The organism is Halostella sp. PRR32 (genome assembly GCF_034808085.1).
In the GTDB taxonomy this organism is placed as follows: Archaea; Halobacteriota; Halobacteria; order Halobacteriales; family Natronoarchaeaceae; genus Halostella; species Halostella pelagica.
This window is the reverse complement of the sequence record NZ_JAXHGL010000007.1, coordinates 21,109-43,006: the sequence shown is the minus strand read 5'-3', so window position 1 is coordinate 43,006 and position 21,898 is coordinate 21,109. Positions and strand designations below refer to the sequence as shown.

Genomic DNA, 21,898 nt, shown 5'->3' with positions numbered 1-21,898 from the left:
TCCAGTACGGTAACTGTCACATCCACTTCCTAATTTACGATGGCTGTCGATCTGGCAATCCATGATGCACTCGTTCTCACAGCCGACGAGCGGAACCGCCTGTACGAGCGCGGCACAGTATGCATCACCGATGGCTGTATCGAAGAAGTCCGACCATCACGTGCAGGAGACGGAGAATTAGAAGCGTCCACCGTTATCGACGGGAACGGGAAACTGGTGATGCCGGGGTTGGTGAACGCCCACACGCACTTGGAGATGACACCGCTCATCGGTGCGTTTAGCGAACTCGAGCTGACGGAGATGCTTGGGAGTGGGACGGCCTTGTTTAACAGATTAGGGAACGGCGAATTCGAGTACCTCGTCGAGGCAGGCGTCGAGCTCGCAGCGCTCAATTTCCTCTTGGGCGGTGTCACGACCGTGAACTCGATGGACGCACGGCCTGCCGCAGGTGCAGAGGCGTTCGGGGAAGCAGGGCTCCGCGGATTTTTCGGCCCGGCGATCTCGGACCTCTTCTGGGACCAACCAGTCGATCAGCAGTTCTCCCGTGCTCGCGAGTTCGTCGAAACGTACCACGACACGTACGACGGCCGAATCAGGGCGACGATCTGCCCGCACGACGACTGGTCGTGTACCCGGCAGCTGTGGGAACGGACCGCATCCCTCGCCGCAGAGTATCCGGACCTGCTCGTCCACACGCACTTGCTCGAACTCGAGGAGAGTAACACGATGGCACGAGCGAACGGTGGCGAGGACTCGGTAGGATTGCTCGACGACGTTGGACTCCTGGACGACCGACTGGTCGCTGCTCACTTCCGCCTCGGCGACGAAGAGGACATCCAGCGAACCGCCGAGGCGGACGCGGCTGTTGCGCACTGCCCGTCCGTCTTCTGTTACTGGAATCCGGACGGGGAGACGCAGTGGACGCCCGTTCCCGAGCTTCGAGCCGCCGGCGTCGACGTCGGAGTAGGGATTGACGACCACTACTGGCACGACTCGTACAGCATGTTCGGTGAAGCGCGGCAAGCTCGGCTGGCGGCAAATCTCAAGCGTTCAGCCGGGCAGTTCGACTCGATGGAACTGATACGAATGCTCACTATCGAGGGCGCACGCGCGCTGGGGATGGGCGACGAGATCGGCAGTATCGAAGCGGGAAAGCGCGCGGATATTATCCTCCTCGACGTCGACAAACCGAAGTTCACGCCACTGACCAACGTTCCCGCACACGTCGTGAACAACGCGGTCCCGGCCGACGTCGAGACAGTGATCGTTGACGGCGACGTCGTCCTCCGGAATGGTGTGCCCGAGACAATGGACTCGGACGACGTGCGACAGCGAGTAAATCAGGCTGTCGAACGCTTCATGGACGAGACAGGCTGGGAGTTAGACATTGGTGGTAGTGAACCGCCGACCAGCATCGAGACTGTACGGGACCTCCCAAAGCGTGGCCCTGCGCGACTCCTGACTCGCCTCGCGATGCAATCCGCGCGTGATCGGTTCTCCTTCTAAGACCCTGCCAGCGTAGGGGTGGTTCCCCCTCAGGAATTTCTGTGGGCGCGAACGAACGCACGTCGCAGGACGGTCAGAAGAACGTACGTCTCGTACTTCTGGGTCTGGCAGTGCTCGCAGGGCTGCATATCCTCGACGATCTCCTCAATAGCGTCGTCGTACTCGTCGGTGAGCGTAGTGAGCGCGTCCGTGATCTGGGGCTGGGCAGCGTCGATCATCTCCTCGACGGCGGCGTCGGCCGAATCTGGTAGTGAGTACGAGAGGACGATCGTGTTCGCGTGGTAGTACTTCGTCGTCCCACCACGCCCCTCCTCGAAGCGAACGACGTCGACGAGGCCCGCATCCCGGAGCTCGTTGATGTGATGGCGGACCGTGTTCTCCGTCCGGTCGATGCCGCGATCGTCGAGGCGTTCGTGGACCTCGGTCGCAGTTAGGGCTTCCTCGGACAGAATGTCGAGGACCATCGCCCGCATCGGCTCGTCGATGGCGTCCGAAATCCGAGTGTCTCGCACCGCGATGTCGTCGAGACGGTGGTCGGTATCGGAATCACTCATACGAGGACTGAGCGCGAGCACGCGGGAAAAGGTAGCGGGGCAGGAGTCGGGTAGGTGTCTGTCGAGGTATCCAGTACAGGATGGACCCGCGATAGCGAAAGCCCTAGACGACCCGTTTGACTGTTCCAACGACTCGTATGCGAATTCAAACATATCATATAAAAAATACTTATTGAGGTACGGGCACTATCTCAAACTGTAATGAGCGACACAACCCAATTCCGCGTCCTCGACTTCGACTGCCCGACCTGCGCGAGTACCGTCGAACGCGCCCTGTCGAACGTCGACGGCGTCCAGCACGTCGAAGTCCACTACGCGACCGGCCGCGTCGAGATCGAGTACGACGACAGCGTCGCTGACCCCGACGCCTTCGCAGAGACCATCGAAAACCAGGGGTACACTCCCCAGCCCGCCTAACACTATGAACAAACAATCGATCACGCAGTACTACCGGAACCACCGGAAGGCCATCGTCACGGCGACAAGCGGCCTGCTGTACGGCGGTGGCTGGAGTCTCGGCTACCTCACGAGTTTCGAGATGGCAAGCGCCGCCATCCTCGTCCTCGCGACGGTCGTGGGTGGCTACGACATCGCCAAGACCGCTTACCACGAGGTCACCAACCGGACGCTCGGCATCAAGACGCTGGTGACGCTGGCCGCCATCGGTGCTATCGTCATCGGGGAGTACTGGGAAGCCGCCGCCGTCGTCTTCCTGTTCAGCCTTGGCAGCTACCTCGAAGGCCGGACGATGCGGAAGACCCGGACGGCACTTCAGGAGCTACTGGAGATGACGCCCGACACGGCGACCGTCCGTCGCGACGGGACACTCCAAAAGGTCTCCGCCCGCGATGTCGAAGAGGGCGAAGTCGTCGTCGTAAAGCCGGGCGGGAAGATCCCGGTCGACGGAACCGTCGTCGACGGCGAGAGCGCAGTCAACCAGGCGCCGGTCACCGGCGAGAGCGCGCCCGTCCACAAGGCCGACAGCGACGAGGTGTACGCCGGGACGGTCAACCAGGAGGGCGCGCTAGAAATCCGGACGACGGGAGCGGGATCGGATACGACTCTCGAACGGATCATCCGTCGCGTCGAGGAGGCCCAGGAGGCTCAGTCGCCCACGGAGAGTCTCATCGACCGGTTCGCGAAGTACTACACGCCGGCCGTCATTGCCCTGGCTATCGGCGCGTACGCGGTCACGCAGAACGCGATCCTGTCGCTGACGCTGCTGGTCATCGGCTGTCCGGGCGCGCTGGTCATCGGGCCACCGGTCAGCATCGTCTCGGCCATCGGTAACGCCGCCCGGTCGGGCGTGCTGATGAAGGGCGGCGAACACCTCGAACGCGCCGGCAAGATCGATCTCGTCGCCTTCGACAAGACGGGGACGCTCACGAAGGGCGAGACCACCGTCTCCGGTATCGAGGGGTTCGGCGTCGCCGCCGCCGACGTCCTCTCGCTCGCAGCGACCGCCGAGAAGAAGAGCGAACACCACCTCGCGGACGCCATCGTCGACATGGCCCGCGAACGCCAGACGGCTGCGACGGACGGTGGAGCGACGGTCGCCCAAGCGGACGATACGGACGTGGGGCGCAGGTCGGTCCCCGATCCCGACGACTTCGACGTGGTCGCCGGCAAGGGCGTCATCGCCCATGCCGATGGCCAGGAAGTCGTCGTCGGCAACCGCGCGCTGCTGGACGACCGCGACGTCGATGTCCCCGATCGGGTCGCCGACTACGTCCGCGAGCGTGAGGGGCGCGGCGAGACAGTCGTCCACGTCGTTCGGGACGGGGACATCATCGGCGCGATTGCGATGCGGGACGAGCTCCGGGAGGCCGCTCCTGGGGTCGTCGCGGCGCTCCAAGACGCTGGCATCGAGACGGTGATGCTCACCGGCGACAACGAGCGGACGGCCGCTGCCGTTGCCGAGGAGGTCGGTATCGACGAGTACCGTGCCGAACTCCTCCCCGAGGACAAGCAGTCCGTCATCGAGGGCTACCAGGCCGACGGCCACGTCGTCGCGATGGTCGGCGACGGCATCAACGACGCGCCATCGCTGGCCACTGCCGATGTCGGCATCGCGATGGGTGCTGCGGGAACGGACACCGCTATCGAAACGGCTGACATGGCGTTGATGGCCGACGACCTCGAACGCATCCCGTACGCGGTCAAACTCAGCAAGGCGACGCGCTGGAACGTCCTCGAGAACGTCGGGCTCGCGGTGCTGACCGTGACCGTCCTCCTCGCGGGCGTGCTCACCAGCTACGTCACCCTCGCGTCGGGAATGCTGGTCCACGAGGCCAGCGTCCTCCTCGTCATCCTCAACGGGATGCGACTGCTCCGCTACTGACCACGAGACACGATCACAACCACAACTCATGACATCGAATTCGACTGCGACTGACACGACCCAGACGAGAACCAATTGGCAGGTCGACTACGACGCCGACCCGATCGAAATCCGCGACCCCGTCGCGGAGGCCCTCGGCGTCCTCGAACCGGGCGAGCCGTTCGTCGTCACCTACCGGGACGCGGTGAAAGAAGCCGGACACTCCTGTCCGACAGCCTCGGGTGCCTATCGGATCGTCCAGCTCGGGCTCGACGCCCTGTATCCCGACGACTATCCAGTCCGGAGCGAAATCGAGGTCCAGACGGCCGGCCCGCAGGACGATGCCGCGTACGGCGTGATGAGCCGCATCATCTCGTACGTGACTGGCGCGACCGGCGATGACGGATTCAGCGGGCTCGCCGGCGGCTATGGCGGCCGCCGCGACCTCCTGCGCTTCGACGCGTTCGACCCGGACACGGCGGACCCGACGTTCCGGTTCCGGCGAACCGACACGGACGAGACCGTCGAAGTGACCTACCACGTCAGCGACGTTCCTGACGGTGGACCCGCAATCGGGAACCTCCAAGGGATTCTCGACGAATCGGCAACTGACCAGCAACGAGAGGCTTTCGCTGACGCCTGGCACCGCCGGGTACAGGTCGTCCTCAGCGACGACTCGCTGTTCACCGTCGACGCGGTGTGAACGCGACGGTCTACCCCTCTCACTCGAAATAAGTTACTGCGGTACACTATCGATCTCCTCAAGGGCCTCAGTAGCGACATCACCTAACTCACCAGCCTCGATATGCGAGTACCGCTCACGAACCATCTCCTCAGAATTATCGAGATATCGGGCCGCCACAGTATATCCGAATGCCCGGACCAGAACCTCGCCCATGCCACGACGGCCACCGTGCGGAGCAAGATAATCGTGTTTCGGATGGTCGATGTCGATCTCCGCGGCCTCCGAGAGTCGTTGGAGAATCGACCGTGCGCCGTCCGTCGTGATCGACGGCGGCCGAATGTCCACATCGAGCGCCAGCAGCAGGTCGCGAGCGTACTCCGCACGGCGTTCAATGATTGCTTCTGGGCGTTCCCCTCGTTCGGCTAGCTCTTCCCGGACGAGCTCTGCGAGCGTCCGTTGGTCAAACGTCGGAAACACCGGCCAGCGCTCCGTCGGCGGATCCATCAGCTGGCGATAGCTCCGGAGCGGCGAGATCACCGGATCGGGAAGACTGGCGGCGTCCCACTGCTGTTTCTTCCGGTAGACGTCCATGCTCCCGTCGTCGAGCGAGAGGTCCTCCCAGCGGACGCCGCGCCGGCGCGGGTCGTTCGGATCCCGGAGCAGTTCGCCGACGCGGACAGCTGTGTACGCGAGAACGAACACCAGAGCCCGGTCACGAGTCGCCTTCAGCGCCGCGTAGCGTGCTCGCTGCTTGTCGAGGGGGTCAGTATCCTCTGGGAGTGTCGTGTACGCCTCGACAGCGTCGCGGGCCCGTTCGTCGACGTGGCGGGTGAGGGCGTGGCGCTGTTCAGACGTCCAGGCCTGCTGGTCGCCGGGCTTGCGGCCGTCGTCCTCCGGCAGCGGCGCCATCGCACTCGCTCGCTGCGCGTAGTGGGCCTCAAGATATCCCTCGTTGACGCACCAGCCACACCACGCAGAGATATAGCGGTAATAGGTTTGTACTGTGTTCTGCTTGAGTCCCCGATCTCCACCGAGATGTCGGGCGTACTCCCGGAACACGCGTTCGTCGAGATCGTCGAAGGTCGGCTCGCGGCCGACGTCGTCGGCGATCCCGGTCCAGTCGTCGGCGCCGCGGTCGCCGGCGGCCCACTCGGCGAACCGTTCGAGCTCGCGTGCAGCGTTACGTCGATAGTTCCCACCGCCGCCGCCCCGGCCTTTCCCCTTGTCTTGGAGGTAGCGCTCGAAGCTGTCGTCGAGCGGCGTCGAAAGCGCTCGGTCAGGCATTCACCGGCCCTCCACCGTCCTGCAGCCCCGGTCTCGGGTCCTCTACCCTGGGGGAAGCGTCGTCGTGAGGCGGTTGCAGCATTCGTGCTTCACCGACGGCGCCGGGGTACTTCAAAGTGGTCGTGATTACTATTCTAATCACAACCAACCAGGCATCAACCCAAAGTGTCGTTTTCCGGAATTACAAGCCCTAATAAGCCAAATCGTCCAACTATAAACCATATATCGCTATACCAAAACTGAGCCGGGAACAGTTGAGACTACAGGGGGTTTAGCAGGGCTGTGATGCGTGAATTTGACCGATTCGGCCAGCGAAAACTGCTCCAGATGGCTTTCCAAGCGGCTATTCCTGTCACATACTCAATCACATGGGCAAATTTTCGAGACTTCCAGCAGCGTAGCCACTTAGCGGCACGCTAACCCGAACAGAGTTGCTCACTACCCGATTCCAGTCTCTTTCTTCAACAGTGTCAGCGTGTTGTCAGCCGTCACCATCGGGGAGTGTTCGTACTCACCAGTCAACTCGACCTGTACAAGCAGATCAACGGCACGCCAGATTGAGTACAGGAGACACGCGAATGCGAAGTAGAAGAACCGTAGCCCGAAATCTTTCGACGTCGTCGCCGCCATGAACCGCTTGATCGACCGGTACCCGCTCTCGATCTCCCAGCGATCGCCGTACTCCGTGAGGTGACCACTCCCGCAATTCGTCATGAACACTGAATACTGTCGATGGTCGTCGTGCTCTGAGTCCTCTTTTCGACGATAGATCAGCGTCGTCTGGTGCCACTCGTTCTTTCCGAGATGGAGTTTCCGGTCGGTTTCATACCGATCCTTGTCACGCTGGAGCAACCGCTTGGCCTGGGCTTTCTCGCTGGTCTGCATCCGCTTCGGAACGACGTAAGAGAGCCCGCGCTGGCTGATCCTCTCCAAGACGTGCTGACTGTCGAACTCTCGGTCCATCAGCAAGTTATCGACGTGGACGAGCTCTTCAGCCGAATCCAGCAGGTCCTCGACGATCTCCTTTCGTGACTCGCCTTTCCGTACCGGGCGCGCGTCCAGCACGATTGGGACGGCGTTCCCGACCAGCTGGACCGTTGCCCACTGATAGGCATACTCGTCGGTCTGCTCTTTCGTCCCGATAATCTCGTCTTCGTGGCCGGTTCGGTCGCCCGTGAACGGATCGGCTTCGGTGATGTCGATGGCGACGACCCCTGCTCGGAAGAACTCCTCCGTCGCTGCTACCTCACCCAACAATTGGCCGATAGCCTGCCGATACATTTCCCGAATCTGTTCGATCGAGAGATCTCGAATGTGCTCGCGATGGGTGTGACCGAGTGGTGTTCTCTTCCGGGTCGACTCGTAGACGAAGCTGCGAGCGCCTTCATTTGCGGCTAAGTTCTCTCGGAGCCCCAGATACGTTTGTAAGTCCCAGTACGCGTTCTCGTGGATCTCACAGCCCCCACCACGGTCCAACGAGAACGCTGGGAAGACGACGCGGCTGACGTGGTCAGTGAGCTTCTCCGCCTGGTCCAAGACAGTCTGGTCGTCCGGTTCCGGCTCGTCAGAATCGTCGAGGCGGTGTTGCAGCTTTCGCTCTGGTTCATGGGGAACATCGACGCCCGCATTCTGAGCCTTAATCAGAATCGTTCGAGCAGCGGTCTCGACGGTTTCGCGAAGGTCTGTGGTGAAGCGTTGGTTCCAGCTGCGCCACAGCGTCGACTGATCAGGAACCGTGTCCAACCCGATTCCCTCACTGAGTTTTGGGTGAGAACCGAGATACTCGACCAGGGGTGTTTCGTGGTCCCATCCGTGAAGTTCCTTCAGGACGAACACGCGAAAGAGCGTGTCCATCTCGTAGCGTGTTAGCCCTCCATAGCAGTCATGCGTGTTGAACCGAAAGTAGGCTAGCGGGAGTTCACAGACGAACTCCTCGACTGAGACGTGGCTATCGTGTCTGAACCACGTCGCCGAGACAACGCGAATATCCGATTCCAATCCTGCAAGTGAGGTTCTATCGTACAGTGGTGTCGAATCATACACCGGATAATCAACGTGTGACTGCCGTGCAATCCGACGAAACACGGTTCGGTTAGACTTTGGGGATTGGGACATTACCAAGTGTTGAGCCAAAACAGGGTCAAGAGTGCCTCATATCTGCGTCTAAGATAGAACAACGAGATCAACACCGCAGGTACCGATCGGTGTGACGAGGGTTGCTACGTCGATCCGAGTTCATCGAAGAGGTCGTTTACCCGTCGTTCGATTTCGTCGCGGATGCGACCGACCTCAGCAGCCGACTTCCCGTCCGGGTCGTCGAGATTCCAGTCACGGTTCTCGCCCGCCCATCCCGCGGGACAGACGTCGTCGGCCGAACAACCCATCGTGATGACGTAATCGCTCCCCTGTGTTTCCTCGAACGCGATCTCCCGAGGTGTCCGTCCCGAGATATCGATGCCAACTGCGTGCATCGCCCGAACCACCTCGTCGTGGACATGGTCAGCAGGGCGTGTTCCACCAGTTATGATTTCGATTTCGTCCTGGAGTCCTCGCTGTTCAACTTCTCGCTGTGCGAGCGCGTAGGCCATCTGCGAGCGACCTGCGTTCTGCACGCAGACGAAGGCAATTCTCAGCGGTTCGGATTCTGTGTTCTCATTCATGTGTTACGTAGTTCGCGCGACGCTCCGCCTGTGTCGGCAGCTCGTCGAAAAGTTCGATCACCTGCTGTTCGATTTCGGTACTGATCGCCCAGACAGACTCCCGATCGGAGTCTACTGGGTCGACAAACCCCCAGTCTCGAACGACGACTCCGGGTGGAAGGTCCTCGATTGACAGTGCACAGCCCATCAATACGATAAAATCGCACGCCTCGAGCGACTCACGGGTGATCTTCGTCGGTGACCGGTCAGATAAGTCGTAGCCTTTCTCAGACATCACCTCTATGACGGTCGGATGTATCGCGACAGCGGGATCGGTCCCACCAGAAACGATCTCGATGTCACTTCGCATCTGAACCTGAACTTGGGTTTCGGCGAGCGCGGCGGCGATCTGGCTCCGGCCTGCGTTCTGCACGCAGACGAACCCGAGGCGAAGCGGACCGAGGGTGTCTGTGTGTGATACCATCAGTGGCTCCCCCATCAGTCGTCTTCAGCGGGCGGTGGGGAGGAAGAGGTGCTGAGCTGTCCGGTTGTGGCACCACTCCAGTCGAACTTGCGCTGGAAGTACAGCGCCACGTTGACCAACGCTAATAGGACCGGGACCTCGATGAGCGGGCCGACGACGGTGGTGAAGGCGACGCCGGAGCCGACACCGAACACCGCGACCGCCACCGCAATCGCGAGTTCGAAGTTGTTCGAGGCGGCGGTGAACCCAATGGCCGTCGTCGTCGAGTAATCCGCGCCGATGCCCCTACCCATCCCGAAGCTGACGAGGAACATCACGACGAAGTAGATCGTCAGCGGGACGGCGATCAGGAGGACGTCACCGGGCGAGGCGACGATGTTCTCGCCTTGCGTGGCGAACATCACGATGACCGTAAAGAGGAGCGCAACGAGCGTGACTGGGTCGATCTTGGGGACCAACGTCTCGTCGTACCACTCCTCGCTCTTGGCTCGCGTGCCGATGTACCGCGTGAGGAACCCGCCGATGAACGGGATGCCGAGGAAAATAACGATCGCCTGGAACACCTGCATCGGCGTCACATTGAACGTCTCGATGCCCGCGACGAGCGTTTCCATCCCGAGCAGTGGCGGGAGGAATAGCCCGAAGAACCAGACGTAGACACCGTACGTGACGATCTGGAAGAGGCTGTTGAACGCGACCAGCCCAGTCACGTACTCCGTCGAGCCTTCTGCGAGTTCGTTCCAGACGAGGACCATCGCGATACAGCGGGCCATTCCGATGAACACGAGGCCGAGGAAGAACTCGGGACGAGCAGGCAGGCCAGGCACGAGTCCACTGAAGAAGATCACAGCGAGTCCGAACATAAGCGTCGGGCCGATCAACCAGTTTTGAATTAGGCTTAGTCCGAGCACACGCCAGTTGCTGAACACGGCCCGCAGTTGGGAGTAGTCAGCCTTCGCCAGCGGCGGATACATCATCGCGATGAGGCCGATTTCGACGAGATGGAAGTCCTGAATCGGCTGGGTTACCGACGGGGCGACGAATCCGAGTCCCACGCCGACGGCCATCGCACCGAGAATCCAGACGGTGAGGTACTTATCGAGGAAGTCCATCGACCGCGGGTCGCCACAGCTCTCACAGTCGCAGTTCGGCCCATGGTCGTGAGCATCGACGTTACTCATCGGTCACGCTCCCCTCGAGGACAGTGATAAGCGCGACAGCCCGGTTTGTTGCACGGTACTTCTTCCACCGGCCATCTTTTCGGCCCGAAACGAGTCCTGCATCGAGAAGTTTCGAGAGCGCGTGGCTGAGCCCGCTCTCGGTCACGTCGACGACCGCATTCAGTTCACAGACGCAGAGTTCCTCTTGTGCGGCAACGAGCACACGGACGAGCGTATATCGTGTCTCGTTGGAGAGTGCTGAGAGCACATCGAGTTCAGCGTTCACCTGCGCTGTCCCGAGTGCTGCTTCGAGGGTGCTGAGTTCGTCGAGGCGGCGCTCAACATCCTCGTTGCGACACTCCCCGAGTTCATCATCGAGATAGCGGCGAAGTCGTTCTGTAGTTTGTGCCATCAATATCGACTTGAGTAGATTCTCAATTAATTGTTGCGGTATAGCCGAGGTATTGTTCACTCAAGCGCCTCACAGTGCGGTGGTGCTCGAGAATCGAGAACAGACGGAAAACATTATACTTGAATATACTCTAAATCAAAATATGGAGGCGAACTCAGTGACCGAATCACAGCTAAGTCGTGCCAGTGAGAGTAGCCGCAAGCAGCGTGACGGAACAAAATTTATCGGCGGCTATGGCAAGAAAACGGGAGATTCGGACCTCCTCTTCATCGAAGGCCAACTGCCGGAGGATGGAGACCGGATCGCGAGCGATGCATCCCCTGTGCGTCAGCTCGAATTGTGTTTAGGAAACCTCGAAACCCAGCTTGAACGGCACGGGAAAGAAATGAGTGACGTTCTGCAGCTCACCCTGTATCTCGCTGAGATGGATGCATACGAGCGTGTGAATGACGCCTATGAGCAGTACTTTGATGAGACGTATCCAGCCCGAACGACGATCGGCGTCTGTGAACTGCTCGGCGATGCTGCAGTTACCGTGGATGCCGTCGTCGCCATCGAATAGAGCCGAGAGGTCGTTGCAGCTACCTTCACGGATAAGTTGGATCAGATAAACGGGCGATGTTCGCCACCGGTTTCATCCCGCCCAGTATCTACCCAATTCTATACCAATAGAGTCGAGCGGAACCGTATGCATTGAGACTGCCAGTCTCAACTGTTGCGCGACCGCCGTTCGGACCCGGTTCTGAGAATAATCGCAAGACTGCAAGCAGATAGCTTGCTACACAATCTGCATAATGTACAATGCGCACAAAATTTGAATGGTGAGGAAAATCAGCCAAATCCAATGTTAGTCGTTCGTAGCTTGCTCGCTCAGCATCTCAACAACTTCCTGAACACGTTCCTCATCGGCTTCGATACCACGCTCCCGGAGGATCTGGAGGGCAACCTCATCACCGTGGTCCGCAATTACCCGGAGACACGCATCTTGAAACTCTCTTCCCTCAAACTCGGGAACATCAAACATAGAACACGCAGCAGTTACCGATGATCGCATCCGGGTGACGCCATCCCACGTGTCCTCCCGGACATAGAAGCCGTGCATATCGGTCTCATCAAAGGAGAAGGCCGGTCCACCGGTGGATTCGTCCACATCCTCCTCATCCTGCTCAGGAATGGACTCAGTCTCCGACTCTGTGTCCTCAGTAGTTATCTCTTCATCCGGTTGCGGTTCATCCTGGGCGTCAGTACGTTCGTCGTCATCCGATTCGGCTCCTTCCTCCGTTTGTTTGAGCTGTTCAGCGACGTCCCCGAAACGGTCGTCCTCATTAGGCATGGCTGTGTTCCTCCACGAGGTCCGCTAAGTGATCGAAATTCGGGATCTGGTCGCAATCTTCGTCGAACTCCGAGACCGGCATTCCTTGCTTGAAGGCGCGGGAAATTGCGGTCCGTTCGCGAATCCCTGGCTTCGGAATACTATCGATGGTGCGTCCCGAATCATCGAGGGCATCGAAGATCTCCGGGTCCACACGAGCGTACTCGGGGACGAATGAACCGAACTCCCGGTTGAGATTTTCAACGAGAGTCCGATGCTCGTTGCGTTGTCCCATTGTTTCGCGAATCATATTCGGAGTGACTGCGAGGATATCCAACCCGATATTCTGCCGGATTGGGGAGATCTGGCGTTCAATCATCTTATTGAGGCCGTTGATCGAGCCAGCACGCGGGATTAGCGGGATTATGACGCGCTGGACGGCGATGAGGGCGTTGTCGGAGAGTTTCCCACGGCCGCCTGCGGCATCAATTATCACGTAGTCGTATCCGTTTTGAATGAGCGGATCGACAACGTTCCGCCGAAGCTTCACGTCTGCGAACCGTTCGTCCTTCAGCCTCGTCTCAACATTCTCGAGCTCGTTACTCGACGGGAGGAGGTGAACGCCGAAGTCCGTCTCGATAAGCAGGTCTTCGGGGTCCTCACCATCGATAAGGGCGTCACCGAGGTTCGCATCTCGGTCGTACGCATCGTCGTATCCCAACTGAGTCGTCATGTGCCCGTCCTTATCCAGATCCAATAGTACCGTCTCATGGCCACGAGCAGCGAGTCGATCAGCGATGTTGAGCGCGATCGTGGATTTCCCTACCCCTCCCTTGAGCAACGAGACAGCTGCTCCGGGGAGCCCTTCAAACTCGTCAGCACTCATAGCTCAGCACCCCCGTAAGAAGTGGATTTTGTACATTTTGTAGGTAATGTACATTGGGTAGATGTTGAAGGTTGCGCGAGTTTTGTCGATAATGTACGTTTTGCACTGGTCATACGCGGTCAATGAAGCTCGTCCACCTTAATTCTGTGTCAGACAGATTGCGTACGCCATCTACACAATCTACATTTTGTACATTACGTAGATTGTTGGCACAATCCCAATTGGCATACTCACCGTCGACCCTACGCAATCTACATAATTTAGATTATCAGCATTTCATACGTATTCATCGCAATCTTTGCCACCCACACGAACCAATTGAAGAAGTCCAATTTGCATTATATACATTATCCACATTATGCAGATTGGCTATGATATCTACATTCTTCAGTCATTCAATGGGAGAATCCCGAGTGATAGAACTCAGACAGAGCCGTCTACCCCGTCCTCTAGTAAGACTTTTAACTGTTACCGGATTATTGGTAACCACCAGATGTATGAGGTGCTCGACGACACCGCGGCGCAGGTCATCCTCGCCATCGAGAGTGGTGACTCAATCCGCCGTGTCGCCCAACACCTCCACACGCCCTACGAGACAGTGAGACAGGCCGTCAATCGGCTGGAAGACGCAGGCTACGTTTCCTATGACGACGGCCTCACTGTCGTCGACGAGCGCGTACGCGACGCAGCGCTCGATCTCGTCGCTGCCAGCGCCGGCGTCAGTCCACCCTCCATCGAGGAAACCTATGTTATCCCACAGTTCGGCGACTGGCCGTTCGCGTTTACGCGGATCGACGCCGTCTACGTGTGGACCCAAGGCGGCTACCAAGTAGGGCGGAATCCGGATGACTATCCACTGTTCCTCGCTGTTCGTGAGCAGGACGTCGACGCCTGGGAGGCGTTTTTCGAGTCGTTCGACCTCCCCACTGCTTTCGAGCGACAGCCCGGAGACGAGTTGGACGGTCCGCTGCAGATCGTCCTCGAGCCACGCACGTCACTCGATATCGAGTACGTCGAAGGGTACCCGGTGATCCCGAGAGCAGAGACAATCGAGTATATGCGCGAGAACTACGCCCAGTTCCAGTCGGCGCTGGCGATGCTCGACCGGATGTACGAGGACCTCGACCTCGGCGTCACGTATCGAGAGACTGAACGGGCAGAGCCATGAGCTTCAACAACCGAAGTGACGCACTCATCGAGCTGCTCGAGGAGCTCACCCAACAGGGTCACGAGTACGTTCTTGTTGGCGGCTACGCTGTCTCAGCGTTCAATGCTCGCTTCTCCACGGATCTCGATATCGTCGTCGCGCCGGATTCCAAAGCTGACTTCGTCGAGTTCCTCGAACAGCGGGGATTCGAGAAAACGGACAGCCACGCCAAAGAATGGTTCTACGACACCGAAGTAATCGAGTACGAGAAGCGGCTCACGCCGCAGCAGCCGATCGGCTTCGATCTCCTGGTGAACGGACTCGCGTGTCGCCAGACGAAGGCACAGTGGTCGTTCGACTACCTGTACGACCACAGCCACCAACAGGAGGTGAGCGGAGGCACAGTGACGACGACAGCCAGAGTGATCGATGGGGCCGTCCTCGTGGCGGCAAAGCTCCACAGCGGCAGAGAAACGGACCTCCGAGACGTCCTGGCAGTCGCAGAAGAAATCGATCTCGACGCTGTCACGCCTCACCTTCGGCGAGGGGACGACGATGCGCTACGAGAGCAGCTTGAGCGTGGACTGGAGATCTTGGAGAGTGACGAACTCAAACACGGATTTCGGAGTGACTTCGGGGCCTCAGCAGTCTCAGAAGAAACGGTCACCGCTCTCCAAGAGTATCTGTCTGCACAGATTAACCACCTGAGCTGAAGCGGTCGGGACCCCCTTGCTCGGAAGGGAAGATAGGGCCCTTCAGCGGCGCTTGCAGTCAGTCGAAAAATTGGAGGGGCGATGTCAGTCGACCGTCGCTAACACACGGACATCCGTAGCTGAGTGTCGTTCCCGTTCAGTTCGAGCTCCGTGCTCGCGGAGGAACTCATCAATGCGGTCGGCAAGGGACTCCGCAATCTCCCTACCGAGGTGGACGATCAGCGTCGAACGCTCCTCGTCGTTGTTCTTGAGCACGAGTGAGACATCCTTGGACTCGTCCGGCTGTCTGTACGCCTCGAATTCCTCGGCGACCTGGTCAGCCAGGTCATCGAGAATATCCACTGGGTCTGAGATCATATTTGGATGAGGGGCGCTTTGAAGACGATCACACCTGACGGGCTTGGAAAGAATTCTATCGACTACTACCACCTCCGACAGCCAGTTCGACAAGCAGGTGTTCAGAAGCGTTGTTTTACGGACTGCGAGAGATATGGTTTCGCAGAGAAACCAGAGATATTAATGTTCGAGTGGGGTTGTCTCGTGTTCCTGAAGATGGTGGAACGCATCCTCAGCAATATCATAATTCAAAGAATCCGTAAGACAGCTACCCTGTGTGGTGAACGCTCGACAAACTGTCGTGGGAAAGTCCTGTCGACAAGTGGAGGACCGAAACCAGTAATATTTCACAATCTGCTATTTCCCGTATAAATGGAAACATACGTTTTCGAGATGCAGAACCTGTACATTCCGAGAGATGAGGTGTACGACAGCGACTCGTTCCCGATCCGCATCGAACCGATAGAGGGCGTCGAAGGGTTCGAAGAGGAGCGCACTGAAGACGGCAGCAAGTACAGGACGGGGTACTGGCGGACGGCCATCTGCTTCATTGAGGCCGAGGAGGAGCGGGCGAGGGAGCTGGCGGAATGCTTGACGTACGTTTACTCGTTTTTCCAGAGTCGAGACGTGCGGTGGGACACGTACCACCCGGAGGGTTCGCCTGACAAAGTTCGGCGGATGAGCACGTATCAGTTCCCGCTGGACAACACGCAGATGCGGTTCGTGAGGGCGGTTTATGAAGGCGGGATAAGCTGGAACGCAAACATCGGGGCGTTGGTGGAGGTGGCCTTGGAGACGTTGGATGAGCTAAGCGAGCCGGACAGGAGAGACGTGTTCAGGAACATCTCGATGTTCTTGGAGGCAGAGGCGAGCAACGTGATGGCGTTGAAGCACACGTGTCTGTGGATGGTGCTGGAGGCGAACGCAAACAAGCACTACAATCGCACTAAGAAGACCCGCGGCGAGACCCTGTTTGACGAGGGTGAGCAGACCAGGATTCGGGAGTTTGTGTTGGACGGCTTCGAGGACGAGTTCACGGACGCGCAGTTGCGGCACTTGAGGTGGTTGCTCGGCAGAAACGACATTTACGAGGACAGCTCGAAGGTCAAGATACTTGACTACGTGGAGCACTTGGACTTGGGATTCGATATGGATGAGGTGGAGGAGATTGTCATCGAGGCGAGGGGAATCCGGAACAAGGTGTTGCATCACATCGAGGAGGCGCGTTTGAAGAATAACAACGACATTCTGGTCGATATGCGGAAGATGGTGATGTTCGTGATCCTGAGGGAGTTGGGCGTGGAGCCGGAGTGGCAGGACAGATTGGCGACGCCGAAGATTTTCGGCCCGGAAAGCGAGTACGAATAGAGCTCGTGGGACACTCCGACGCGTCCTCGGCGGTCACGCGGTGGTGCCGACAACTCCGAGGATGGCGTCGCACTCGGGGCACTTTCTCACGGCCTCGTCGTACGCCGTGTTCCTCTCCTGCTCGACGAGTCGTTCTATTTCGGCCCCACAGCTCGTACAACATCCCAGTTGCTCCAGCTCCACGTCGTCCCACTCATCTCCGTCGTCGTCTCCAAGGGTGAGCGTCTGATAGAGGGCGATCCCGCCTGTGATGGCGACGAGAAGCCAGGCCCAGCCGACGATGGGCCACGGGGAGGGTATCACCCGCTGCTCCGCCAGCAGGTTGCTCACGCCACCGTGCAGGTAGGCACCCGTCAGCCACGGCCAAACGAAGAAGATCATTATCACACCGGTGGCTGCCACGGCACCGCCGATGAGGAGTGTGCCGTAGAGGAGGAGTCTCCCCCAAACTCTGACGAAGATTGATGCTTTCCGCCCCATCTTCACCCGGTCTCCGGCACGAGGTCTCGATGGCGGAACCACACGTCGAGTTCCCGACCGTCCACTTCGATCCTGTACGAGTATGAGTCCAGATTGCGCTCGGTTTCCTCGGCGAAAGAGTCTTCGAGGACATCAACGACCGTCCCGGTCTTCCCGTGGTGGCGCGAGTCGGGATCGTCGGGGCCGAGGTAGACCCGCACCTCGTCTCCCCGCGAGTAGGGTTCGTCGGCCGTTTGCGGGATGTCCTCCATCTGTCATCGACTTTCTGCGAAACAACTTAAATGGTGGACTGTGCAGATGGGTGATATGAGCGAGGCCGCCATCCACTTCGATCTTTACCACCATCTCCAGAACGCGATCGAGGACGGGCCAAGACGGGGCAACAGGACTTACGGGACGGTTTCCCCAGAGTTCGGTGACGGCATCGATGGCTTTGCTGACCTGATCGTCTTCGACGATGACGACGAGCCGGTACTGACCATCGAGGCGAAGAAGCCGGAGGGGAGCAACAAGCGGGAGATTGACCCCTACTCGCCGAAGGTCATCAAGCAGGCGTTCTCCTACGCGGCGCAGATCGGCTCGCGGTACTTCGCGACGTTCAACGGTGACCGCTTCGTACTGTTCAACACGTTCGAGGAGGGTGCGCAACTGCTCGAGCGGAGCACCAAGTCGTACGAGATCAGCAGTCTGGAGAAGTTCGCGGACTCGATTCTGGACGAGATCGCTCGGCTAGAGGAGGGTGAGGCGAAGTGGGACAGTCTCGACGACGCCTTCATCGAGCGGGTTCGTTCACTGCACGAGCAGATCACGCCGCCGATGCAGTCGTCACTCTCTGACCACCTCGAGGAGAGCGAGGATTTTCGGAGTGACTTCATCGAGTGGGTGGAGGCGCAGGGGTTCGAGTACGACGAGATGGACGATGACGAGCGTGAGGAGGTGCAGGAGAACTTCGCGGAGCAGGCGGCGTACCTCATCGTCAACAAGATCATCTTCTACCGAATTTTGGAAGACTCGAATGCGTACGCCGATGACGTGAAGCCGCTGGCGGTGAGCATTCACCGGGTGCAGGAGGACTTGGAGGACTACTTCACCGACGTGGTGGAGAACGTTGACTTCGAGGCCATCTTCGAGCACGACGAGGTCTTCAGCGAGATTCCGCTCGATCCGGTGGCCGGGCGCATCCGCGACTTCATCATCGAGCTGGACGATCAAGACCTAACGCAGTTCGACTCGGACGTGATCGGGCGGATTTACGAGGGTGTGATCCCCGCCGAGAGGCGGCACGATATGGGCGAGTATTACACGCCGCCCGCGATCTGTGATCTCATCACGCGGCTCACCATCCGCGACGCGAACGCCGACGTTCTTGACCCTGCGTGCGGTTCGGGTGGCTTCCCGGTCTCGGCCTACCACCGGAAGCGCGAGATGCTGGCCAAACCGCAGGGGAGTCACACGCGAATCCTCGATGACCTGTACGGAATCGACATCAACCGATTCCCGGCACACCTTTCGGCGATCAACCTCGCCATCCAAGACCTCTCGTCACACACCGAAAACGTGCAGATTCGGGTGAAGGACTTCTTCAAGGTGCTTCCGGCCACCGAAGAGTACGAGGGCGAGGTTGGAGATGCGTCCGGTGAGTCCAGCGAGGAGTACATTATGACTCCGGACGATATGGATGCAGTCGTCGGGAATCCGCCGTACATCCGCCACGAGTCCATAGACGACAAGGAACGGGTTCGCTGGCACCTTCCGTACGTTGATGCCGACCATATATCGAGCAAGGCGGACATCTACGCCTACTTCGTCACGCACGCGACCGAGTTCCTTCGAGACGGTGGCCGTCTCGGCTTCATCACGAGTGACCGGTGGCTGGACACGTCGTACGGTGAGGACTTGCAAGAGTTCATCCTCGACAACTACGAGATCAAGGCGGTCATCAAGTTCGACAAGCAGGCGTTCGAGGACGCGCTGATCGGTTCGACCGTCCTCATCATCGAGAAGCAGCCGACGCAGAGCGAGCGCGACAACAACACAACGAAGTTCCTGCGGGTGAAGCAGTCGCTCGACATAGACGACATCGTGGAGATCGTCGAGGACGATTACGAGGCCGAGCAGATCATTCGCACCGACGAGTACCGACTCGTCACTCGGACGCAGGAAGACCTGTACAGCGAGGACAAATGGAACCTGTTCTTCATCGCGCCGCCAGTCTACTTCGAGGCCCTCGGCGAGACGGACACCGAGCTGTCCGACGTGGCCGATCTCTCGTACGGGAAAAAGACGGGAGCCAACCCGTTTTTCTGCCGGAAGACGGAGGACGTGGAAGATCTCGGCATCGAGGAGTACACCACGCCGCTGCTGAAGGCGTCGGGGCAGATCACGCAGATCGACTTCGACGGCCCGATCAGCGAGGAGTGGCGGATGGTTGACCTGCACGATCTCGTGGAGGAGGCGCAGTCGGACATCGGGCAGCGGTTCGCGTCAGGCGACGACGAGTCGGTGATGACCACCGACAAGGAGGCGCGGGTGAAGGACTGGTTGAAGGACAACGGGCACGAGACGCTCGTGGAGTACATTGGGTGGGGCGAAGATCAGGGGTACCACGAGCGGGCGTCGATGAAGTCGAGGGACATCTGGTTCGATCTCGGCGATCTCCCGTACCCGCCGATATTCGTGCCGGAGTTCACGTGGCGGACGTTCCGTGCCTCGTGGGCCGCGGACAGCGACGGCGTCTGCACGAACAAGTTCTACAACGTGCAACCAAAGGCGGGCGTCGACGCGAAGCTGCTCTGCGCCATCCTCAATACCCGCCTGATGCATCTGAACGCCGAGCTTGGCGGCAGGTGGACTGGCGGTCAGGGGATGGACAGGATTGACCTGATGCTGTACGAGGCGCGGGACTTGCCGTTGTTAGACCCTCGCGAGATCGACGAGGACGACCGCGAGGACATCATCGAGGCGTTCGACGAGTTGATCGAGGGTGAGAAGCGGCACGGCCCCGATCCTGAGGCGTCGGATGTCGAGGAGGAGCGCGACGAGCTTGATCGGGCCGTCCTGTCGGCGATGGGGCTGGAGGACAAGGTAGAGGACGTGAAGCAGGCCGTCGAGCTGATGATCACGATGCGAGAGAAGGGCGCCGGTCAGCACACCGAGGTTCTGGTTGATCGCGCCGAGGAGGAGCGCGAGGTGATCGACATCGCGGGCGTGTCAGAGGCCCGCGAAAGCACGACGTTGAGCGACTTCTGACCGCTTAAGTATGATTTCCGTTTATAGGATGTTATGAGCGGTAAGTTGTATCTCGCGCCGGCGACGCGGGGCGGCGGTGTCTACAGGTACTTCGAGCGGACGGTTCTCGACGGTGTCGGGTGGAGCTTCTACTCTAACCACTCGGACGTCGACCGAGGAAACAACGCTCGCATGTGGGGTCTCACCTCGTCCATCGAGGCGGCGTGGGAATCGATTGATGAGGGCGATTGGCTTCTCTTCTACACGCGCGAGAACGAGTACGAGTATGCGGCGAGGGTTGCTGGGAAGGAGCACAACCCGGAGTTGGGCGACGCCATCCGGGAGGAGATTCTTGACGCCGACGAGAGCGAGAACCGGGATTGGGACTTGCTCGTGTTCCTCAATGACCCGGTTTCCGTCTCGGTGAGCGGCGACGATGTTCAGGAACTGCTCGACTACGGCAACCGCTTCCCCGTCCGCTTCATCCGCGTGACCGACGAGCGGCTGGAGTCGCTCGAGGCCGAGTACGGTGACGTGGACGGGTTCATCGACGCCATCAGGGAGTAGAGATGGAGACGGTCAGCACGATGGGGAGCGGCAGTCTCGGACGCGAGGTGGACTTGGAGACTCTCGTGGCCGAGATTGAGAACGCGCTCGGGCAATCAGTCGAAGCGAACTTCACCAGCGACAGCATCGTCACCCTGCGGTTGGACGAGGACGGCCCGGCGTACACGGTCTACCGCACGGGCACGTTCCAAGTCCGGGGCGCAGCGTCGGAGGACGAGCTGGCGGCCGCCGAGGACACCTTCCTCGACGTGCTGGACGAGATCGGCGTGGACGTGCCGGAGTACGAGTTCGAGCACGTCACCTCGGTGTTAATGACTGACCTCGAGCGTGACGTGAACCTGTCTGCGCTGGCCGTTTCACTCGGCTTGGAGTCCACCGAGTACGAGCCGGAGCAATTCCCCGGCGTGGTGTACAGACCCGAGAGGTTCGATTGCGTTCTGTTGGTGTTCGGCTCGGGGAAGGTGATCGTGACGGGCGGCTGGAGCAGAGAGGAGGCGGAGTACGCGCTCGACACGCTGAAGGAACATGTGGACGAGATCGCGTCCACGTAGCCCCGTCAGACCGACTTCCGCGAGGGCCTCTCGTAGACGTCGACCGAGACGACTCGCTCGGGCGGGTAGTACGCGACCGGGACGTGGCCGCTGTCGAGTTCGCCGCCGTGCGAGGGGCCGATGCACCTGATCCATCCCTCGTCGACGATCTCCCAGTCGTCGTACTCGCGCTCTATCTCTCCCTCGCCGTGCTTGTCCACGAGGTGGACGATGACGCCCTCGGTTCTGTCATCAGCCATATTCGATGTATCGGAGACGTGTCTGAT

24 protein-coding genes are annotated in these 21,898 nt (G+C 59.5%); 11 read left to right on the top strand and 13 right to left on the bottom strand.

Annotation, left to right across the window (positions count from 1 at the left end):
* Positions 1–39: 39 nt before the first annotated feature.
* Entirely contained in the window at positions 40–1,506 is a 1,467-nt protein-coding gene (locus SM753_RS17920; protein WP_011222406.1) for an amidohydrolase family protein, read from the top strand.
* 29 nt (positions 1,507–1,535) lie between these two features.
* On the opposite strand, the gene SM753_RS17915 is transcribed toward SM753_RS17920, so the two are convergent.
* The gene (locus tag SM753_RS17915) at positions 1,536–2,060 is read right to left on the bottom strand and encodes a helix-turn-helix domain-containing protein (protein ID WP_004048660.1); all 525 of its coding nucleotides are present in this window, start codon (positions 2,058–2,060) and stop codon (positions 1,536–1,538) included.
* A gap of 201 nt (positions 2,061–2,261) precedes the next feature.
* On the opposite strand from SM753_RS17915, the gene SM753_RS17910 reads away from it, so the two are divergent.
* The 3 genes from SM753_RS17910 to SM753_RS17900 are packed head-to-tail and all read left to right on the top strand — an operon-like array spanning position 2,262 to position 5,083.
* A complete protein-coding gene (locus SM753_RS17910) occupies positions 2,262–2,477 on the top strand; it encodes a heavy-metal-associated domain-containing protein (protein WP_004594622.1) in 216 nt (71 codons plus the stop codon).
* Between the two features lie 4 nt (positions 2,478–2,481).
* Positions 2,482–4,401: a cation-translocating P-type ATPase gene (locus SM753_RS17905; RefSeq protein WP_004594624.1), complete on the top strand. Its 1,920-nt coding sequence runs from the start codon at positions 2,482–2,484 to the stop codon at positions 4,399–4,401.
* Positions 4,402–4,429: 28 nt separating this feature from the next.
* Entirely contained in the window at positions 4,430–5,083 is a 654-nt protein-coding gene (locus tag SM753_RS17900; protein ID WP_004594625.1) for a hypothetical protein, read from the top strand.
* A 33-nt stretch (positions 5,084–5,116) separates the two neighbouring features.
* Here the strand turns inward: SM753_RS17900 and SM753_RS17895 are convergent, their stop codons facing one another.
* From SM753_RS17895 to SM753_RS17870, 6 genes are all read right to left on the bottom strand, one after another.
* Complete coding sequence (locus tag SM753_RS17895) at positions 5,117–6,349, bottom strand: phage integrase SAM-like domain-containing protein (RefSeq protein WP_222923991.1); 1,233 nt, start codon at positions 6,347–6,349, stop codon at positions 5,117–5,119.
* A gap of 438 nt (positions 6,350–6,787) precedes the next feature.
* Positions 6,788–8,464 carry a transposase gene (locus tag SM753_RS17890; protein ID WP_136689350.1) on the bottom strand — a complete coding sequence of 559 codons (1,677 nt, stop codon included), beginning with the start codon at positions 8,462–8,464 and terminating at the stop codon, positions 6,788–6,790.
* 104 nt (positions 8,465–8,568) lie between these two features.
* Positions 8,569–9,009, bottom strand: a complete 441-nt coding sequence (locus tag SM753_RS17885) for a low molecular weight phosphatase family protein (protein ID WP_135306279.1) — start codon at positions 9,007–9,009, stop codon at positions 8,569–8,571.
* The gene (locus SM753_RS17880; RefSeq protein WP_323192654.1) at positions 9,002–9,421 is read right to left on the bottom strand and encodes a low molecular weight phosphatase family protein; all 420 of its coding nucleotides are present in this window, start codon (positions 9,419–9,421) and stop codon (positions 9,002–9,004) included. Before SM753_RS17880 ends, SM753_RS17885 begins: the two co-directional genes overlap by 8 nt.
* Positions 9,422–9,486: 65 nt before the next feature.
* Positions 9,487–10,653: an ACR3 family arsenite efflux transporter gene (gene arsB / locus SM753_RS17875; protein ID WP_135306281.1), complete on the bottom strand. Its 1,167-nt coding sequence runs from the start codon at positions 10,651–10,653 to the stop codon at positions 9,487–9,489.
* Positions 10,646–11,044: a metalloregulator ArsR/SmtB family transcription factor gene (locus SM753_RS17870; protein ID WP_135306282.1), complete on the bottom strand. Its 399-nt coding sequence runs from the start codon at positions 11,042–11,044 to the stop codon at positions 10,646–10,648. Before SM753_RS17870 ends, arsB begins: the two co-directional genes overlap by 8 nt.
* 142 nt (positions 11,045–11,186) lie before the next feature.
* Between SM753_RS17870 and SM753_RS17865 the strand changes: the two genes are divergently transcribed.
* Complete coding sequence (locus SM753_RS17865; RefSeq protein WP_135306283.1) at positions 11,187–11,606, top strand: RidA family protein; 420 nt, start codon at positions 11,187–11,189, stop codon at positions 11,604–11,606.
* 285 nt (positions 11,607–11,891) lie between these two features.
* On the opposite strand, the gene SM753_RS17860 is transcribed toward SM753_RS17865, so the two are convergent.
* Positions 11,892–12,377, bottom strand: coding sequence for a hypothetical protein (locus SM753_RS17860; RefSeq protein ID WP_121513335.1), 486 nt, complete (start codon positions 12,375–12,377; stop codon positions 11,892–11,894).
* Complete coding sequence (locus SM753_RS17855) at positions 12,370–13,242, bottom strand: ParA family protein (RefSeq protein ID WP_004594451.1); 873 nt, start codon at positions 13,240–13,242, stop codon at positions 12,370–12,372. Before SM753_RS17855 ends, SM753_RS17860 begins: the two co-directional genes overlap by 8 nt.
* A gap of 493 nt (positions 13,243–13,735) precedes the next feature.
* On the opposite strand from SM753_RS17855, the gene SM753_RS17850 reads away from it, so the two are divergent.
* Both SM753_RS17850 and SM753_RS17845 read left to right on the top strand, forming a co-directional pair.
* Positions 13,736–14,410, top strand: a complete 675-nt coding sequence (locus SM753_RS17850) for a helix-turn-helix domain-containing protein (RefSeq protein ID WP_222923990.1) — start codon at positions 13,736–13,738, stop codon at positions 14,408–14,410.
* Positions 14,407–15,102: a nucleotidyltransferase family protein gene (locus SM753_RS17845; protein WP_222923989.1), complete on the top strand. Its 696-nt coding sequence runs from the start codon at positions 14,407–14,409 to the stop codon at positions 15,100–15,102. The genes SM753_RS17850 and SM753_RS17845 overlap by 4 nt, the downstream gene beginning before the upstream one ends.
* An 84-nt stretch (positions 15,103–15,186) precedes the next feature.
* On the opposite strand, the gene SM753_RS17840 is transcribed toward SM753_RS17845, so the two are convergent.
* The gene (locus tag SM753_RS17840; protein ID WP_222923988.1) at positions 15,187–15,459 is read right to left on the bottom strand and encodes a hypothetical protein; all 273 of its coding nucleotides are present in this window, start codon (positions 15,457–15,459) and stop codon (positions 15,187–15,189) included.
* Between the two features lie 351 nt (positions 15,460–15,810).
* On the opposite strand from SM753_RS17840, the gene SM753_RS17835 reads away from it, so the two are divergent.
* Entirely contained in the window at positions 15,811–16,806 is a 996-nt protein-coding gene (locus SM753_RS17835) for a hypothetical protein (RefSeq protein ID WP_323192653.1), read from the top strand.
* A gap of 33 nt (positions 16,807–16,839) precedes the next feature.
* On the opposite strand, the gene SM753_RS17830 is transcribed toward SM753_RS17835, so the two are convergent.
* Positions 16,840–17,286: a hypothetical protein gene (locus tag SM753_RS17830; RefSeq protein ID WP_222923986.1), complete on the bottom strand. Its 447-nt coding sequence runs from the start codon at positions 17,284–17,286 to the stop codon at positions 16,840–16,842.
* A 2-nt stretch (positions 17,287–17,288) separates the two neighbouring features.
* Positions 17,289–17,537: a hypothetical protein gene (locus SM753_RS17825; protein WP_222923985.1), complete on the bottom strand. Its 249-nt coding sequence runs from the start codon at positions 17,535–17,537 to the stop codon at positions 17,289–17,291.
* A gap of 55 nt (positions 17,538–17,592) precedes the next feature.
* On the opposite strand from SM753_RS17825, the gene SM753_RS17820 reads away from it, so the two are divergent.
* From SM753_RS17820 to SM753_RS17810, 3 genes are read left to right on the top strand one after another with little or no spacing between them, the layout of a single operon-like run.
* A complete protein-coding gene (locus SM753_RS17820; RefSeq protein WP_222923984.1) occupies positions 17,593–20,535 on the top strand; it encodes an N-6 DNA methylase in 2,943 nt (980 codons plus the stop codon).
* A 33-nt stretch (positions 20,536–20,568) separates the two neighbouring features.
* Entirely contained in the window at positions 20,569–21,081 is a 513-nt protein-coding gene (locus SM753_RS17815; RefSeq protein ID WP_222923983.1) for a hypothetical protein, read from the top strand.
* A gap of 2 nt (positions 21,082–21,083) precedes the next feature.
* Positions 21,084–21,632, top strand: coding sequence for a TATA-box-binding protein (locus SM753_RS17810; RefSeq protein ID WP_222923982.1), 549 nt, complete (start codon positions 21,084–21,086; stop codon positions 21,630–21,632).
* 5 nt (positions 21,633–21,637) lie between these two features.
* Here the strand turns inward: SM753_RS17810 and SM753_RS17805 are convergent, their stop codons facing one another.
* Entirely contained in the window at positions 21,638–21,871 is a 234-nt protein-coding gene (locus SM753_RS17805; protein ID WP_222923981.1) for a hypothetical protein, read from the bottom strand.
* Positions 21,872–21,898 lie beyond the last annotated feature (27 nt).